General features: G+C 71.6%; 11 protein-coding genes. 2 read left to right on the plus strand and 9 right to left on the minus strand.

All coding sequences use genetic code 11. The annotated features are described in order from the left end of the window. The first annotated feature begins 97 nt into the window (after positions 1–97). Complete coding sequence (gene pulA, locus ACZ7GZ_RS38185) at positions 98–5,464, plus strand: pullulanase-type alpha-1,6-glucosidase (RefSeq protein ID WP_471031745.1); 5,367 nt, start codon at positions 98–100, stop codon at positions 5,462–5,464. An 8-nt stretch (positions 5,465–5,472) separates the two neighbouring features. Here the strand turns inward: pulA and ACZ7GZ_RS38190 are convergent, their stop codons facing one another. The 4 genes from ACZ7GZ_RS38190 to ACZ7GZ_RS38205 all read right to left on the minus strand — a co-directional run bounded on the left by ACZ7GZ_RS38190 (position 5,473) and on the right by ACZ7GZ_RS38205 (position 10,101). After that, the gene (locus ACZ7GZ_RS38190) at positions 5,473–6,159 is read right to left on the minus strand and encodes a TetR/AcrR family transcriptional regulator (protein ID WP_471031746.1); all 687 of its coding nucleotides are present in this window, start codon (positions 6,157–6,159) and stop codon (positions 5,473–5,475) included. A 37-nt stretch (positions 6,160–6,196) separates the two neighbouring features. Next, positions 6,197–7,219, minus strand: coding sequence for a PDR/VanB family oxidoreductase (locus ACZ7GZ_RS38195; RefSeq protein ID WP_471031749.1), 1,023 nt, complete (start codon positions 7,217–7,219; stop codon positions 6,197–6,199). Beyond that, positions 7,219–8,097, minus strand: coding sequence for a metal-dependent hydrolase (locus ACZ7GZ_RS38200; protein ID WP_471031750.1), 879 nt, complete (start codon positions 8,095–8,097; stop codon positions 7,219–7,221). Before ACZ7GZ_RS38200 ends, ACZ7GZ_RS38195 begins: the two co-directional genes overlap by 1 nt. An 84-nt stretch (positions 8,098–8,181) precedes the next feature. After that, complete coding sequence (locus tag ACZ7GZ_RS38205) at positions 8,182–10,101, minus strand: hypothetical protein (RefSeq protein WP_471031753.1); 1,920 nt, start codon at positions 10,099–10,101, stop codon at positions 8,182–8,184. A gap of 162 nt (positions 10,102–10,263) precedes the next feature. Between ACZ7GZ_RS38205 and ACZ7GZ_RS38210 the strand changes: the two genes are divergently transcribed. Further along, on the plus strand, positions 10,264–10,656 hold the full coding sequence (locus ACZ7GZ_RS38210) for a hypothetical protein (RefSeq protein ID WP_471031755.1): 393 nt from the start codon (positions 10,264–10,266) through the stop codon (positions 10,654–10,656). A gap of 100 nt (positions 10,657–10,756) precedes the next feature. On the opposite strand, the gene ACZ7GZ_RS38215 is transcribed toward ACZ7GZ_RS38210, so the two are convergent. The 5 genes from ACZ7GZ_RS38215 to ACZ7GZ_RS38235 all read right to left on the minus strand — a co-directional run bounded on the left by ACZ7GZ_RS38215 (position 10,757) and on the right by ACZ7GZ_RS38235 (position 16,068). Beyond that, positions 10,757–12,310: a DUF1996 domain-containing protein gene (locus ACZ7GZ_RS38215; RefSeq protein ID WP_471031756.1), complete on the minus strand. Its 1,554-nt coding sequence runs from the start codon at positions 12,308–12,310 to the stop codon at positions 10,757–10,759. A 135-nt stretch (positions 12,311–12,445) separates the two neighbouring features. Further along, on the minus strand, positions 12,446–13,099 hold the full coding sequence (locus ACZ7GZ_RS38220) for a LuxR C-terminal-related transcriptional regulator (RefSeq protein WP_471031758.1): 654 nt from the start codon (positions 13,097–13,099) through the stop codon (positions 12,446–12,448). Then, positions 13,084–14,358 carry a sensor histidine kinase gene (locus ACZ7GZ_RS38225; protein ID WP_471031759.1) on the minus strand — a complete coding sequence of 425 codons (1,275 nt, stop codon included), beginning with the start codon at positions 14,356–14,358 and terminating at the stop codon, positions 13,084–13,086. The genes ACZ7GZ_RS38220 and ACZ7GZ_RS38225 overlap by 16 nt, the downstream gene beginning before the upstream one ends. 32 nt (positions 14,359–14,390) lie before the next feature. Next, positions 14,391–15,437, minus strand: a complete 1,047-nt coding sequence (locus ACZ7GZ_RS38230) for an NAD-dependent epimerase/dehydratase family protein (RefSeq protein WP_471031760.1) — start codon at positions 15,435–15,437, stop codon at positions 14,391–14,393. A 64-nt stretch (positions 15,438–15,501) separates the two neighbouring features. Further along, positions 15,502–16,068, minus strand: a complete 567-nt coding sequence (locus tag ACZ7GZ_RS38235) for a winged helix-turn-helix domain-containing protein (protein ID WP_471031762.1) — start codon at positions 16,066–16,068, stop codon at positions 15,502–15,504. Positions 16,069–16,893 lie beyond the last annotated feature (825 nt).

Raw genomic sequence — 16,893 nt, forward strand, 5'->3', positions numbered from 1 at the left:
CTACGAGTTTCAAGACTCTTGCTGTAAAGCTTTCGGCAGCGATACCGTCGCGCCGGGTCGGACCCAAGAGAGCCGCATTCGCTAGGAGTTACCGCCTGTGATACCGAGAGCGAGACGGGCCGCGGCCGTCGCCGCCGTAGCCCTCGCCGCCGCACTGATCCAGCCACTGGCGGCGCACGCCGCCACCCCGCCCGCGCCCCCCTCGGACGCGGCCCTCGCCGCCCAGCCCGCGCGGCACGACGACACCCGCGAGCAGTTCTACTTCGTCATGCCGGACCGTTTCGCCAACGGGGACAGGTCCAACGACGAGGGCGGACTCACCGGCTCACGCCTCACCACCGGGTACGACCCCACCGACAAGGGTTTCTACCAGGGCGGCGACCTCAAGGGCCTGACCAAGCGGCTGGACTACATCAAGGGCCTCGGCACCACCGCCATCTGGATGGCCCCCCTCTTCAAGAACCGTCCGGTGCAGGGGACGGGTGCCAGCGCCTCCGCCGGCTACCACGGGTACTGGATCACCGACTTCACCCAGGTGGACCCGCACTTCGGCACCAACCAGGACCTCGGGACCCTCATCTCCGAGGCGCACGCCAAGGGCATGAAGGTCTTCTTCGACGTCATCGCCAACCACACCGCCGACGTCGTGGACTACGAGCAGAAGTCCTCCGACTACCTCTCCAAGGGTGCCTTCCCCTACCTGACCAAGGACGGCCGGCCCTTCGACGACGCCGACTACGCGGACGGCACCAGGAGGTTCCCGGACGTCTCCCGCGCCTCCTTCCCGTACACCCCGACGGTCACGAGCCAGGCCAAGGTCCCGGCCTGGCTCAACGACCCGACGATGTACCACAACCGGGGCGACTCGACGTACGCCGGCGAGTCCACGACCTACGGTGACTTCTCGGGCCTGGACGACCTGTGGACCGAGCGTCCCGAGGTCGTGCACGGCATGGAGAGGATCTACGAGCGGTGGGTGAAGGACTTCGCCGTCGACGGCTTCCGGATCGACACCGTCAAGCACGTCGACCTGCCGTTCTGGACCCAGTGGGCCACCGCCCTGGACAGGTACGCGGCGGCGCACGGGCGGAGGAACTTCTTCATGTTCGGCGAGGTCTACTCCGCCGACACCTCGGTCACGTCCCCGTACGTCACCCAGGGCCGCCTCGACGCCACCCTCGACTTCCCCTTCCAGGACGCGGCGCGCGCCTACGCCTCCCAGGGCGGCAGCGCGCACAAGCTCGCGGGCGTCCTCGGTGACGACTACAAGTACACGACCGACAAGGCCAACGCGTACGAGCAGGTCACCTTCCTCGGCAACCACGACATGGGCCGCATCGGCTACTTCCTGAAGCAGGACAACCCGAAGGCCACCGACGCCGAGATCCTGAAGAAGGACGAGCTGGCCGACGAGCTGATGTTCCTCAGCCGCGGCAACCCGGTCGTCTACTACGGCGACGAGCAGGGCTTCACCGGCTCCGGCGGCGACAAGGACGCCCGCCAGACCATGTTCGCCTCCAGGGTCGCCGACTACCTGGACGACGACGAGATCGGCACCGACCGCACCCACGCCAGCGACTCGTACGACACGAGCGCGCCGCTGTACCGGCGGATCGCCGCGCTCTCCGAGCTCCGCAAGGCCAACCCGGCCCTGACCGACGGAGTCCAGACCGAGCGCTACGCGGCCGACGGCGCGGGCGTCTACGCCTTCACCCGTACGGACGCGAAGACCGGGCAGGAGTACGTCGTCGCCCTCAACAACGCCGGTACGGCGCAGACGGCGACCTTCGCGACCGGGTCCGCGGACAGGGCCTACCGGGGCGTCTACGGCGCCTCCGGCTCGGTGACGTCCGACGGCGACCGCAAGGTCACCGTCACGGTCCCGGCCGAGTCCGCCGTCGTCTACAAGGCCGCCGGCACCCTCGCCGAGCCCGCCGCCGAGCCGACGATCACCCTGAGGGCACCGGCCGCCGGAGCCACCGGCACGGCAGAGCTCGGCGCGGACGTCGACGGCGGTCAGCTGAACCGGGTCGTCTTCGCCGCCGAGGTCGGCGACGCCAAGTGGCAGGTCCTCGGCTCCGCCGACCACGCCCCGTACAAGGTCACCCAGACCCTCGGCAAGGACGTCCCCGCCGGGACCACGCTGCGCTACAAGGCCGTCGTGGTCGACTCGGCCGGGCACACCGCGAGCGCCACGGCGAGCAGCACCTCCGGCACCCCGCCCGCGCCCGGGACCCCCACCGCCTCCTCCCGGGACTACGTGGTCGTCCACTACAAGCGCACCGACGGCGACTACGCCGACTGGCGCCTGTACGCCTGGGGAGACATCGCCGACGGCGAGGCCACGACCTGGCCGGCCGGCCATCCCTTCACCGGCCGGGACGCCTACGGCGCCTTCGCCTACGTCAGGCTCAAGCCCGGCGCCTCCAGCGTCGGCTTCCTGGTCATCGACAAGGACGGCAACAAGGACGTCTCCGCCGACCGGAGCATCGACGTCACCAAGGCGGGCGAGGTCTGGGTCGAGCAGGGCAAGGCGGACGTCCTGACCCAGAAGCCCGACTACCCGGCACAGGACACGACCAAGGCCGTCATCCACTACCACCGCGCCGACGGCGCCTACGACGGCTGGGGTCTGCACGTCTGGACGGGTGCCGCGCAGCCCACCGACTGGTCGTCCCCGCTGAGGCCGGTGAAGACTGATGCCTATGGCGCGGTCTTCGAGGTGCCGCTCACCGAGGGTGCCACCAGTCTCAGCTACATCATCCACAAGGGCGACGACAAGGATCTCCCGGCCGACCAGTCCCTGGACCTCAAGGCCGAGGGCCATGAGGTGTGGCTGTTGAACGGCCAGGAGAAGCACCTGCTGCCGCAGCCGGCGGGCGGCGCCGCCGCCCTCGACCTGAGCACCTCCAAGGCGATCTGGATCGACCGGAACACCCTCGCCTGGAACGGCGTGGACGGTGCCGCCTCCACCCAGCTGCTGTACAGCCACGACGGCTCGATCACCGTGAAGGACGGGGCGCTGACCAGCGACGACGAGCGCTGGATCCGGCTGGAGAAGGCCACGCTGACCGACGCCCAGAAGGCGAAGTTCCCGCACCTGAAGGAGTACACCGCCTGGTCCGTCGACCCACGCGACCGGGACCGGGTGCGCGCGGCGGTCAAGGGCCAGCTCGTGGTCTCGCAGCGCGCCGCCGACGGTGCCGTGCTGGCCGCGACCGGAGTGCAGATCGCCGGCGTGCTGGACGACCTGTATCCGGGCGCGACGAAGGCGGACCTGGGCCCGGTCTTCCATGAGGGCAAGCCGACCCTCTCCGTGTGGGCGCCCACGGCCCGGAGTGTCGCTCTGGAGGTGAACGGCTCGGTCACCGCCATGCACCGCAACGCCACCACCGGCGTCTGGTCCGTCACCGGCCCCGCGTCCTGGAAGGGCAAGCCCTACCGGTACGTCGTGAAGGTCTGGGCGCCCAGCGTCCGCAAGGTGGTCACCAACAAGGTCACCGACCCCTACTCGCTCGCTCTCACCGCCGACTCCGAGCGCAGCCTCGTCGTCGACCTGGACGACAGGTCCCTCGCCCCGAGCGGCTGGTCGGCCCTGCGCAAGCCCCGGGCCGTGCCGCTGAAGGACGCGCAGATCCAGGAGCTGCACATCCGGGACTTCTCCGTCGAGGACCACACCTCGAAGCACCCGGGCACCTACCTGGCCTTCACCGACAAGGACAGCGACGGCTCCAGGCACCTCAGGCAGCTGGCGAGGTCCGGGACGTCGTACGTCCACCTGCTGCCCGCCTTCGACTTCGCCACCGTCCCCGAGAAGAAGGCGGACCAGGCGAGCCCCGGCTGCGACCTCGCCTCCTACCCCGCCGACTCGGGCAAGCAGCAGGAGTGCGTGGCGAAGACGGCCGCGAAGGACGCCTACAACTGGGGCTACGACCCGTACCACTACACGGTGCCGGAGGGCTCGTACGCCACCGACCCGGACGGCACCGCCCGTACGGTCCAGTTCCGCAGGATGGTCCAGGGCCTGAACGAGGACGGCCTGCGGGTCGTCATGGACGTCGTCTACAACCACACGGCGGCCAGCGGCCAGGCGGACACCAGCGTCCTCGACAAGATCGTGCCCGGCTACTACCAGCGCCTCCTCGCCGACGGCTCGGTGGCCAACAGCACTTGCTGTGCCAACACCGCGCCGGAGAACGCGATGATGGGCAAGCTGGTCGTGGACTCGGTCGTCACCTGGGCGAAGGAGTACAAGGTCGACGGGTTCCGCTTCGACCTCATGGGCCACCACCCGAAGGCCAACATCCTCGCGGTCAGGAAGGCCCTCGACGCGCTGACCCCGAAGAAGGACGGCGTCGACGGCAAGAAGATCATCCTGTACGGCGAGGGCTGGAACTTCGGGGAGGTCGCCGACGACGCCCGGTTCGTGCAGGCCACGCAGAAGAACATGGCCGGCACCGGCATCGCCACCTTCTCCGACCGGGCCCGTGACGCGGTGCGCGGCGGCAGCCCCTTCGACTCCGACCCCGGCGTCCAGGGCTTCGCGTCCGGGCTGTACACCGACCCCAACTCCTCCACCGCCAACGGCTCGGAAGCGGAGCAGAAGGCGCGCCTGCTGCACTACCAGGACCTCATCAAGGTCGGTCTGACCGGCAACCTCGCCAAGTACCACTTCACGGACACGGACGGCAAGGAGGTCACCGGCGCCGAGGTCGACTACAACGGCTCGCCCGCCGGATACGCCGACGCACCCGGCGACGCCCTCGCCTATGCCGACGCGCACGACAACGAGTCGCTGTTCGACGCGCTGGCCTACAAGCTCCCGAAGGACACCCCGGCGTCCGACCGGGCCCGGATGCAGGTCCTGGCGATGGCCACGGCCGGCCTCTCGCAGGGGCCGTCCCTGTCCCAGGCGGGCACCGACCTGCTGCGTTCGAAGTCGCTGGACCGCAACTCCTTCGACAGCGGGGACTGGTTCAACGCCATCCACTGGAACTGCGCCGACGGCAACGGCTTCGGGCGCGGACTGCCCATGGCGGCCGACAACCAGTCCAAGTGGGACTACGCCCGGCCGCTGCTGAGCACGGTCAAGGTGGGCTGCGAGCAGATCACCGGGGCCTCCGCCGCCTACCGGGACCTGCTGAGGATCCGTACGACGGAGAAGGCGTTCTCGCTGGGTACGGCCGCGGGGGTGCAGGCCGAGCTGTCCTTCCCGCTGTCCGGCAAGGACGAGACGCCGGGTGTGATCACCATGGAACTCGGTAATCTGGTGGTCGTCTTCAACGCGACCCCGCAGCGGCAGGAGCAGACGGTCAGCGCCCTCGCCGATACCCACTACCGCCTGCACCCGGTGCAGGCCGCCGGTGCCGACCCGGTGGTGAAGACCTCGGCCTACGCCTCCGGCACGGGGACGTTCGCTGTCCCGGCACGGACGGTGGCGGTGTTCACCCGGGCGGCGAACTAGGGCCTGCGTCAACCGAGGGTGATGAGCCGGCCGACGAGCTCCGCGAAGGGGCCGTCGGTCGGCTCGTCTCTGACCATCTTCTTCAGCAGGGCCGCCATGTCCTCGTCGTAGGCGGCGCTGACGGCGGTCAGCGCGGCGAAGTCGTGCACCAGCTGGATCTCCAGCTCGGCGCGCGGGACGTGCCGGCCCTCCAGCCAGATCAGGGCCGTCGACTCGACGAGCGAGATCCAGGAGCGAATGACCAGTTCCAGTCGCGCGGGTGCCTCGGTGACGCCCAAGTGCGAAAGCATCTGCTCATAGGCGGCCTGCCGCACGGAGTCGATGAGCGCGTTCGTCGCCGAGGAGCCGACCGCCGGGCCGCCGCGCATCAGTGCCGAGAAACCGGGGCCGTGCTCGTCCACGAAGTCGAAGAAGCGGTGCATCACGCGCAGCAGCCGGGCGCCGGGCGGTCCTTCGTGCGGCTCGGCGAAGCGGCCCGCGAGATCCTCCGCGGCGCGCTTCAAAGCGGCCTCGTACAGGCTGAGTTTGCCGGGGAAGTAGTGGTACACCAGCGGGCGTGAGATGCCGGCGGCCGACGCTATCTCGTCGATGGAGACCTCGTCGGGCGAGTGTCGGCTGAACAGGTCGAGGGCGACCCCGATCAGCTGCTGCCGCCGCTCCTCGACGCCCATTCTGCGGCGAACCCCGGTACTCATGGGCACACCTTACCGATCGGAACCCGATCGAAGGTGATCACATGTCGAGCACCAAACGATCACTCCTGGACCTGGACACACAGATCAGCATCGAGCCGACGCGCTCCTCGTCGGTCAGCAGCTCGTCGCGGTGGTCGATCTCCCCTTCCAGCACCCGCTGGTGGCAGGTCCCGCAGAAGCCCTGCTCGCAGGAGTAGGCGGTGTCCGGCAGTTCCCCGCGCACGGCCTGCAGCACGGTGGAGTCGGCGGCGACGGGCAACGTGCGTCCGCTGCGCCTGAGTTCGACCTCGAACTCCGTGTTGCCGTCGGACGAGGTACGGGGCGCGAACCGTTCGACGCGGACGTCCGGGAAGGGCGCCGCGACGGCCGTCATGAGCCCCTCGGGCCCGCAGCAGTAGAGGGCGGCCCCCTCGCTCACCTCCAGAGCGTCGAGGTCCGGCCTTCCCTCCACGATGGTCACCCGGTCACGGCCCAGCTTCTCGGCCTCCTCCAGGAACGGCATCGAGGCCCTGTCGCGCCCCGCGTACAGCAACCGCCACTCGGCGTTCTCCGGCAGGGCCCGCAGCATGGGCAGGATCGGGGTGATGCCGATACCGCCGGCGACGAACACGTACGCGGGCGCCGCGACCAGGGGGAAACGGTTCCTCGGCCCGCGCACCTCCAGTTCCATGCCTTCGGCGAGCTGCTCGTGCACCTCCCGCGAGCCGCCCCGCCCGTTCTCGACCAGCCGGGCCGCGATGGTGTACGAGGAGGTGTCCTCGGGGTCGCCGCACAGCGAGTACTGCCGGACGAGCCCTGACGGCAGGACGAGGTCGAGATGCGCTCCCGGCTCCCAGCGCGGCAGGTCCCGCCCCTCCAGGCGCAGCCGGACGACACCGTCGGCCACCGTCTCGCGCGAGGTCACCAGCAGCCGCAGGGCCCGCGAGCGCGGTCGGCCCGAGGTGGGCTCCGCCAGCGCGGGCATCGGCCACAGCGGTGAGGCCTGGATGCGGCGGCGCAGGGCCCGCCGGGTCAGCAGGGCGGCGCCCGCGACGAGCGCGACGTTGCGCACCTTCGGCATCAGGCGGCCCTCTTCTCCGCCGCCGTGGCCGCCGGGGACGAGGCCAGGTAGGCGACGGCCTGGTCGGTGTCGCCCTCCTGCGAGGGGTGGTAGGCGCGGCTGAGATAGCGGGGGATGGACCTGAGCATGTCTCCGGTCGTGGGGAGCAGCCCCCGCCTGCCGCGGACGTGGAACTCCCTGAAGGAGGCCTTGCCGTCGACGAGGGTCGGGTCGTTCTCCATGAAGAACCGCGTCCCGCGCTGCCACAGGAACACCAGTGCCGAAAAGGCCGTTGCCCAGGTCCGTACGCGCCGGCTGTAGCTGCCGTCGACGTGCATGAACAGCTCGAAGGCGACGGAGCGGTGCTCCACCTCCTCCGCGCCGTGCCAGCGCAGCAGGTCCAGCATGGTCGGATCGGCGCCGCGCCGGTCCAGTTCACCGGCGTTGAGCACCCAGTTGCCGAGGAACGCGGTGTAGTGCTCGATGGCGGCGATGAGCGCGACCCGCTCCATCAGCCACCAGCGGCGCGGCCTGCCCGGCGGCAGCGTCCGGTCGCCGAGCAGCTTCTCGAAGAACCAGTCGACCTGCGCGGTGTACGGCGTCGGATCGAGCCCCTGCTCGCGCAGGTGCGGCAGCACCTCGTCATGGGCCTGGGAGTGCATCGCCTCCTGGCCGATGAACCCGATGACGTCCTCGCGGAGCCGGTCGTCCCGGATATACGGCAGTACCTGCTTGTACACGTGCACGAACCACCGCTCACCGGCGGGCAGCAGCAGGTGCAGCACGTTGATGGTGTGCGTGGTGAGCGGATCTCCCGGCACCCAGTGCAACGGCGTGCCGTCCCAGGAGAAGGACACCTTGCGTGCCTTGAGGGGCACCCGGGCCTGCGTGTTAGACATGGCGTCAATGTACTGGCGGGTAGAGGCACTGAGAACCCCTGCGGCGGACCTTGTTTACGCCGGTGTCAACAAACGTCCCGCCGGCTACCGCAGCCCGGTGACCGGCCGCCCGTCCTCCAGTGTGCCCTTCAGGTCGGCCCGTGACCCCTGCTTGGCCCGGGCCACCAGGAACCGGCCCTGCCCCGCGGCGGTGACCCCGCCCCCCGCCTGGATCGACGCCGTGTCCTTGTCGCCCGCCGCCAGCAGATACCAGTGCCCGGCCGCGGACTTCCACAGCACCCCGGCCAGCACATGGGGATCACGTGGCCCGCAGGACCGGGCGTCCGTCCCCTTGGCGACCACCGCACCGACCCGCCCGCCCGGTGGGTGGAACTGGGCGAACGCGCCCGTACCGTCACCGCGCCAGGTCTCGGCCCGGGTGCACACCCAGTCGGCCGCCCCGCTGCCGTCGGGCAGCGGCTGGCCGGCGAACGTCCAGGCGTTGACGCTGCGCACCCCCGCGGAGCGTTCCACCGACAGTGAGCAGGCGTACGGCGCCCAGGCCCGAAGCCCTGCCGCGCCGGACGCCTCGCCGGCCGCGCCGGGCCGGCCGGCGGTGAGATGGGCCGGTACCAACTCACCCAGGTCGGTGCTGAGCCGGGAGCCGGTGGCGTCGGTCAGCTGGAGCACCGTCCAGGAGGTGCAGTTTCCGGGGCGCAGCGCCGGGCTGGCCAGCGGGGCGGTGATGCCGTCGCTGAGCGTCAGCGGGGTCGCGGCCGTCTCCGGCTTCCTCAGGTCACGAGAGGCCGCCTTCTTCACCCAGGGCGCGGTCAGATACTGGACGTTGCCGTCCGAGCGGCCCAGCACCAGCGCGCTCGCCTCGGGGCCGGTCGCGCCGTCGGCACGGGCGAGGTCGAGGGCGGCGCCCTGGGTGCCGTCGACCGGCTCGGCGTAACGCGCGATGCGCAGACCGTCGTACAGCATCACCACGCGAGCGCCCGCGACCTGGCCCGCGTACAGCAGTTGGGGCGGGCCGGCCGGGCCGCCGGTGTCCGTGCCGGGAGTCGCCGAGACATGGACGGTCTCGCCGGGGCGGGCCCATACGGCGAGGGCGCGGTGCAGCAGGGCCGTGTCGCCGGTGAGCGGGCCGCGCGCCGGCCACACCGAGAAGTCGGTGCGGGCGGCGGACTCCCACGCGATGGGGGAGACCCGGATGAGCCGGCCCGGGTCGAGGGCGGCCTCGGCGGCCGGATTCCCGGCGTAGGCGGGTGCGGCGGCGCCGTCCGGGCCCCAGCCGCCGCCGGGCAGGGCGACCAGGGCCCCGCACACCGCGAGCGCCGCGGCGGCAGCGAGTGCGGCCTTGGTGTGCTGGCGGCGGCGCACCAGGTCGGTGGGCCGGGCCTGGAGCAGACAGGGGTCGAACTCGGGGGAGGAGAGCAGCGCGGGCTGGGTCGGCAGGCCGTTCGCGTCGGCCAGCGCGCCGCCCGGGTCCTCGACCCCGGCGGCCGTGAGGACCGTACGGATGTCGGCGTCGGACAGCTCCTCCAGGCCGCGCAGCACATAGGCGGCGCGGGCCGGGCCGGACAGGGCGGACAGCCGCTGGTCCAGGGCCAGTTCGTCGGCGCCGCCCGAGCGTGGGAACAGCTTCAGGCCCCACACCTGGGGCAGCAGCGGCGGCAGTTGGGAGAGCCGGGGCAGGCCCGTGCGGGGGCGGGCCGTCTCCAGAGCCGCGCGCAGGACGCGCTCCCGCAGGAAGGCGTACCCGAGCTCCCCCTCCCGGCCCGAGGTCTGGGCCGGGATCGCGCCCTGCTGCCCGCGGCCCCGGGGCAGGGAGCGCTGGGCGAGGGCGTGTGCGGTCAGCACCCGGCGGCTGCGGCCGAGGCCCGGTGGCAGCACCAGGTAGGCGATCCGGACCAGCCGTGGGTAGTGCTCGACGAGCGCGGCCTCGGCCTGCTCGAGGCCGACCGGCCCGGTGTCCTCGGTGGCGGTGGGTGCGTGACGCTGGGCTACATCCTGTGACTGCACGTCCGGAGAACGAGCGGGCCGGAAGGTTGGTCACCCCCGGATGGGTGATTCACCCCTGCGGGGGTCACCGTGCCCGCCCGCACCGGAATTGAGCACCCCGGGGCCCGCAGCCGTATGCGAAGGAGCTGAGGCATGCTTGGCCGACCGGGACCGGAGGAACAGATGAGGGTGACACGTGCGGTGCTCTGTGCGGCGGCCGTACTCGCGCTGGCGGGCTGCGGTTCGAACGGGGACACCAAGGCGGCCCCGCCCACGGCGACCGGCAGCCTGGAGAGCCTGGCCGCCGAGGTGAAGTGCAGGCCGAACATGCAGACCGACGCCGACGAGATCCGCCAGGCCATCTGCAGGAACGGCGACGGCAGGTTCATCCTCGCCACCTTCGCCACCGACCGGGGCCAGCGCGAGTGGATCAACGACGCGAAGGACTACGGCGGCTACTACCTCGTCGGCCGCAAGTGGGTCGCCGTCGGCGACGACGGGGTGGTCAAGGCGCTGCGCGGCACGCTCGGCGGAGACGTGGAGATCGGCACCGACCACCACGCGCACCACGGCTGACGGCCCGGTCGCTCCGGGCGCGGACACGGCGGAGGCCGGTGACGGGAGGGGGGTCCGTCACCGGCCTCGTTCATGGCCCGGGTCAGATGTCAGCGCGTGGTCATGCGCAGTTCTGGCCGCGGTTGATGCAGCTGGCGATCTGGTTCGCCAGGCCGCCGGTCGTGACGCTGATGAAGTCGTCGTGGTCGGTGGCCGGCTTGTGGAGCTGTTCCGGGAAGCCGTCCACCGCGTAGGCGTTCTTCACCTGGCCGTTCTGGATGGTCGGCGGGGTGATGTCGTACACCAGGCGCATCGTCAGCTGCGGGATCGCCTTGAAGCCGTTCCCGCACACGCCGCTCGCCGGGTCGGCGAAGGCCACGTGCGTGCGGTGGTTGGCGCTGTCGACGTTCTGCCCGTCCCAGCAGTTCTGGAAGGCGAACGTGCGCACCACCTTGCTGCCCTGCGGGCAGATCGGGTACTGCGTGGTCAGCTGGACCTTGTTCTCGAAGCCGGTGCAGCTCCAGTGCGCGTTGGCGTTCGCCAGACCGTTGGTGGTGGTCTTGGCGTCACCGGTGATGATGCGCAGGAACTGCGGCATCGCGACGACCTTGCTGGCCGCGTTGCCGACGTACTTGATCTGGGCCTGTACCGGCGTCAGGATCTTGCCGACGTTGCCTTCCTTGCCGCCGCCGTCGGCGTTCTGGTCGAAGTCCTGGCTGCCGTCCTGGACTCGGACCACCGGCCAGTAGTACGCCGACAGGTCGTTCCTGTTCTGGCAGCTGGTGCCGCCCTGCAGGAACGTCTGGTTGCTGGAGAAGGCGTTGACCTTCTGGTTGCCGACGTAGTCGTGCAGGTGGTGCGCGCCGTTGGTCACACCGGGCGCCACGATCACGTTGTCGGTGTTGTGGTTCTTGTTGGCGTTGACACCGCAGCGCGTGGTGAACGTACCGGTCGAGCCGCCCTGCTGCTGGCGCGGCCTGCCCTGGACGTTCGGAGCGACCTTGGTGATGTCGACGAAGTCGGCCGCGACCGGGCCGTTGCCGGCCTGCCCGCCGATGTTCTGCCCGGCGTTGCCCTGCTGGCCGTTGTCGCCCTGCTGCTGGCCGCCGTTCTGCTGCTGCTGGCCGCCGTTGTTCTGCTGCTCGCCGCCGTTGTTCTGTTGCTGACCACCGTTGTTCCCCCCAGCGGTGGTCTGGTCGGCTGTCTGAGTCGTACAGGCTGCCAGCTGCCTGAGCGAGTTGTCGAAGGACCCGCCGACGCGCTGGATGTCGATCCGGATCCGGTCGATCGTCGCCGACCGCTTCTCCTTGAGGGGGCCGACGATCGAGTTCTGTACGAAGCTCGGGTCCTTGGCCTGCGCGTCCCGGGTGGAGGCGAGCCGGTTGTAGGCGTCGGTGATCTGCCGGTCGAGGTTCGCCAGCTCCGTCGCCACGCCCCGGCGGGCCCGCCAGGGCACGTTCGTCAGCTTCTGCTGGACGTCCGGGCAGGAGACCGTCGCGACCTGCGCCGTCGCGGCCTTCGTCTGATTGCCTCCCCACGTCTGGTTGTTCGACTCGTGCGCCGAGGCGTAGAAGTTCGCCCAGATCAGCCCGCCCCCACCGAGCGCTAGGGCCGCCGATGCGGCTATGGCCTTGGTGGCCAGCGGCGTACGGCGTTTTCGTGTGTTGCGTCCCATGGAACTCCTCTGACTTCCTTGCGGGGCAGCATCGAGGCGCCCGACAGGAGTGAAGCGGCGCCCTTCCATACGGACGTCGCCCCAGAGGTGTTCACCGGTCTCACAAATTCCTCGCGGCAACAGGGAGTTGGCAGGTCAGCGGTCTCTGTCCAGATAGGCGAGCACCGCCAGTACGCGCCGGTTGTCGTCGTCCGACACCTCAAGTCCCAGTTTGCCGAAGATGTTGGAGGTGTGCTTGGCGATGGCCCGTTCCGTCACCACGAGCTGGGCCGCGATGCCCGCGTTCGACCGGCCCTGCGCCATCAGCTCCAGCACCTCCAGCTCGCGCGGGGTGAGGCGGCCGAGCGGCTGGTCGCCGGCGGCCCGCCGGGACAGCAGCTGCTGGATCACCTGCGGGTCCATCGCCGTACCGCCCGCCGCCACCCGTCGTACGGCGTCGACGAACTGCTCGGCGTCGAACACCCGGTCCTTCAGCAGATAGCCGACCCCGCCGGTCCCGTCCGCGAGCAGTTCGCGCGCGTACAGCTGCTCCACGTGCTGGGAGAGCACCAGCACCGGCAGCCCGGGCCGGGCCCGGCGGGCCGCCAGCGCGCACTGCAGGCCCTCGTCCGTGTGCGTGGGCGGCAGGCGTACGTCGACCACGGCGACATCCGGCTCCCACTCGGCCAGCGCCTTGGTCAGTTCGGGGCCGGACTCGACGGCGGCGGCGATCTCGAAGCCGAAGGCCTGAAGCATCCGGACCAGCCCGTCGCGCAGCAGGAAGAGGTCTTCGGCTAGGACAACGCGCACGGGATCTCCATGGTCACCAGGGTGGGGCCGCCGACGGGGCTGCTGACGGCCAGGACGCCGTCGAACGTACCGAGCCGGCGCTCGACCCCGGCGAGACCCGACCCGGCACCGACCGCCGCGCCGCCCCTGCCGTTGTCGGTGACCGTGATCCGCAGCCGGCCGTCGGTGTGGTGCAGGTCCACCCGGACCCGTTCGGCGCCGGAGTGCTTGACGGTGTTGGTGAGCACCTCGCTGACCGCGAAGTAGGCCGCCGACTCCACGGGGGCGTCCGCCCGGCCGGTCAGCTCCACGCTCACCTCCGCGGGCAGCGGCAGCCGCAGCGCCAACGCCCGTACGGCGTCGCCCAGTCCGCGTTCGGCGAGGACCGGCGGGTGGATGCCGCGCACCAGGTCGCGCAGCTCCTCCAGGGCGTCGGCGGAGTTCCGGCGGGCCTGGGCGAGTAGCTGCTTCGCCTGCGCCGGGTCCCGTTCCACCAGCATCTCGATGGTGCCGAGGTCCATGCCCATGGCGACGAGCCGGGCCTGGGCCCCGTCGTGCAGGTCCCGCTCGATGCGCCGCAGTTCGGCGGCGGAGGTGTCCACGGCGTCCTGCCGGGTCTCGGTCAGCACCCGGATGCGCTCGGCGAGTTCGGCGTCGCCGCCGAGCACGGCGCCGGTGAGCCGGAAGTGCGCGGTCAGCAGATACGGGGTGAGCCGCCAGGCGGCGGCGAGGACCACGGCGCCCAGCGCGGCCGCGAGGAAGGCGGTCGCCTGCCCGGTGACGGGCACGAAGGCGTACCAGTAGGTGTCGCCGCCGTCGTGCACGTACGCCCGCCACAGTCCGGCGGACAGCAGGAATCCCTCGACCGGGAAGGACAGCAGTACGGCCGGCAGCAGTGCGGTGACGAAGCCGGCGGTCATGTCCACCGGCAGCCACAGCACGTCCCGCCGGACCTGCGGGTCGCGGAGCAGGGCGAAGGTCCGCGTCCAGGGGTTGGCGCTCTCGGGCAGCGGGCGGTAGGGCGCCGCGATCCGCACCCCGCGCCACTCGTACGCGAGCCTGCGCCGGGTGCTCGTGTACTCCCGCAGCGCGCCCAGGATCCAGGGGGTCGTGACGAGGCCGATGCCGATCGGGACGAGCGCGAGGGAGACGGCGGTCAGCACGAAGCACAGCACCGCCACGGGCAGCATCGCCACGGCCAGGACGAGCCCCCGCACGCCGTCCAGCACCACCCCCCGGGCCCGGGTGCGGAAGTCGTCTGTGTGCGTGTCGCTCTTCATGCCGTCAGTCTCGCCGACGGCCCGGGGCGGGGTCAGTCGTCCGAGGCCCCCTCCCCGGGGGTGGTGTCAGGTACACCCCCGGCCAGCAGCCTCGCCTCCACCTGCGGATCGACCCCCTTGGCCGTCCGGTCCGGCCGCATCGGGGCCACACCGCCGATCTCCGTCAGCCACCGCCAGGTGTCCGCGACGGTCCTGGCCGCCGGCCGGCACACCAGCCCGGTGGCCAGCGCACGGGACACGTCGGTGCGGTGGACGCAGTCGTACAGCTCATTGTCCGGCGGCACCCACACCGGCAGCTCGGTCCACGGCTCGATCCCGGCGGCCAGGATCACCTCCGGGTCGGTCCAGCACAGCTCCGCGTCCGCGCCGGTGACCCGGACACAGAGGTCGAGCAGCTCGCCCATGGTGCTGTGGCCGGGCGGGCCGATCAGGTCGTACGGCCCGCTCAGCGACTGTTCCACCGCGCCGAGCAGCCAGCCGGCCAGGTCCCGGGCGTCGATGAACTGCACCGGCAGCTCACGCGGCCCAGGGGCCAGCACCGGGCCGCCCCGCGCGATCCGGGTCAGCCACCAGGGCAGCCGCCCGACGTTCTCGTACGGGCCGAGGATCAGCCCGGCCCGCACCAGAAGCGAGTCCTGCCCGCCGAGCGTCTCCAGGACGGCCAGTTCGCCGCCCCGCTTGTCCTGGGGGTACGCGGTCCGCTCCGCGTCGGCGAAGGCACCCTCGACCAGCGGCCCGAGCTCGGCGTCCCGGCCCAGCGAGGGCCAGGGCCAGCTGTACACGGACCGGCTGGAGACGTACACGTACCGCGCGGCACGGCCCCGCAGCAGCCGTGCCGCAGCGAGCACGGCACGGGGCTCGGCCGACCAGGTGTCGACCACGGCGTCCCAGGTGCCGGCGTCGGCGGCGAGCGCGGCCAGGCCGTCCGGGGCGGTGCGGTCGCCGTGCAACGACCGTACCCCGGGCGGGGGTTGGTGGCGTCTCCGGTGGAAGACGGTCACCGCCCAGCCGCGCCCCAGCGCCGCCTGAACGACGGCCCGTCCGACGAACTCCGTACCGCCCAGCACCAGAATTCTCATACCGGTGATCCTGCCCGCCGCGGGCGTGCGCCGGTACCGGACTCTGCCGAGGGCAGAGCCGGGGTCAGCGGGCGGTCGGCGGCGTGTACTTGTAGCCGACCCGGCGCACCGTCTGGATCGCCTGACGGTGCTCGGCGCCCAGCTTGCGGCGCAGTCGGGCGATGTGCACGTCGACGGTGCGGCCGTCCCCGACATGGCCGTAGCCCCACACCGTGGTGACCAGCTGGTCGCGGGTGTGCACCCGGTGCGGATGGGCCACCAGGTGTGCCAGCAGCTCGAACTCCAGGTAGGTCAGGTCGAGTACCCGGCCGTCGACGCTGGCCGTGCGCTGCACGGGGTCGATCCGCACCATCGGCTCGGCACCCGTGTCCGGGGCCGTCTCCGGCTGGTCCGGCACCGCGACCGGCAGGAACGGCGGTCGCTGGTCGGCCGGGACCAGCACCAGGTAGCCGACCATCGGCGGCTGGCCGGGCAGGGCGGGCAGGGTGTGCTGCGGCGCGGGCAGCCAGGTGGCGCCCGGCGGCAGGAAGTCCGCGACGTCGACCACCTCGTCCCGGTCGACGGCGCGCAGCCGGTGCCGGGCGGGGGCGGTGAGGGTGGAGGCGGGGGAGAGAGAACGAGTGGTCGCCATGAGAGGTCAGCTCTTTCGCGCGAGAGGTTCGTCGGTTGGTGCGACGGCCGCGATTCGTGGTCGGGCGCGCCGGGGACGTACGTCGTTCCGCGCTGGCCGAAGGCCGGGGGTTACGGCTTTAGAGGGCCCGCGCGTTCGTCACGCGGCAACACACCCGGTCGAAGTCGTGGTGCTGACGGGAAGGCCAGAAGGGCTCGAGGTCATGGCGACCCGTCGCGATGATCTTCTGGAAGCTGGCCATGCGCCCATTGAAGCAGACACCGGCCCCGGGCAGGACCCTCCTCTCACTGCTTGGACGCTTCCTTGGCGTGAAGTTGACGCTGCGTGGGCCGCCGGGCCACGTACAAGGCCCTGATCACGGGCTTGTCCGCGGTCGGCGCGTCCGAAACGCCGTCTCGGTATGCGGACGGGGCTGCTTCGGTCGAGCACTCTCGCCGTCGCCAGCAGCTCGCGCACGGCGGACCGCAGGACACAGTCCGGGTGCGGGGCGCCCGTCACGAACAGGTCGTGGGCGACGCGGCGGGCCGACTCGGCGACCTCGCGCAGCGGAGGCGTCGTGTAGGTCCCCTTGGTGGCACAGTGCGGAGAACAGCTCGTGTCTCCATGGGGCCGCGCGACATGCGGAAGGGGGGGGGGGGGGGGGGGGGGGGGGGGGGGGGTGGGGAGAGGGGGGGGGGGGGGGGGGGGGGGGGGGGGTGGGGGTGGGGTTGGGGGGGGGGGGGGGGGGGGGGGAGGGGGGGGGAAGGAGGGGTGGGGGGGGGGGGGGGTGGGGGCGGGGGCGCCCAGGGGACGGGGGAAACCCACGACCCACGCCACCCCAGCCCC

Source organism: Streptomyces sp. NPDC037288, from assembly GCF_055603265.1.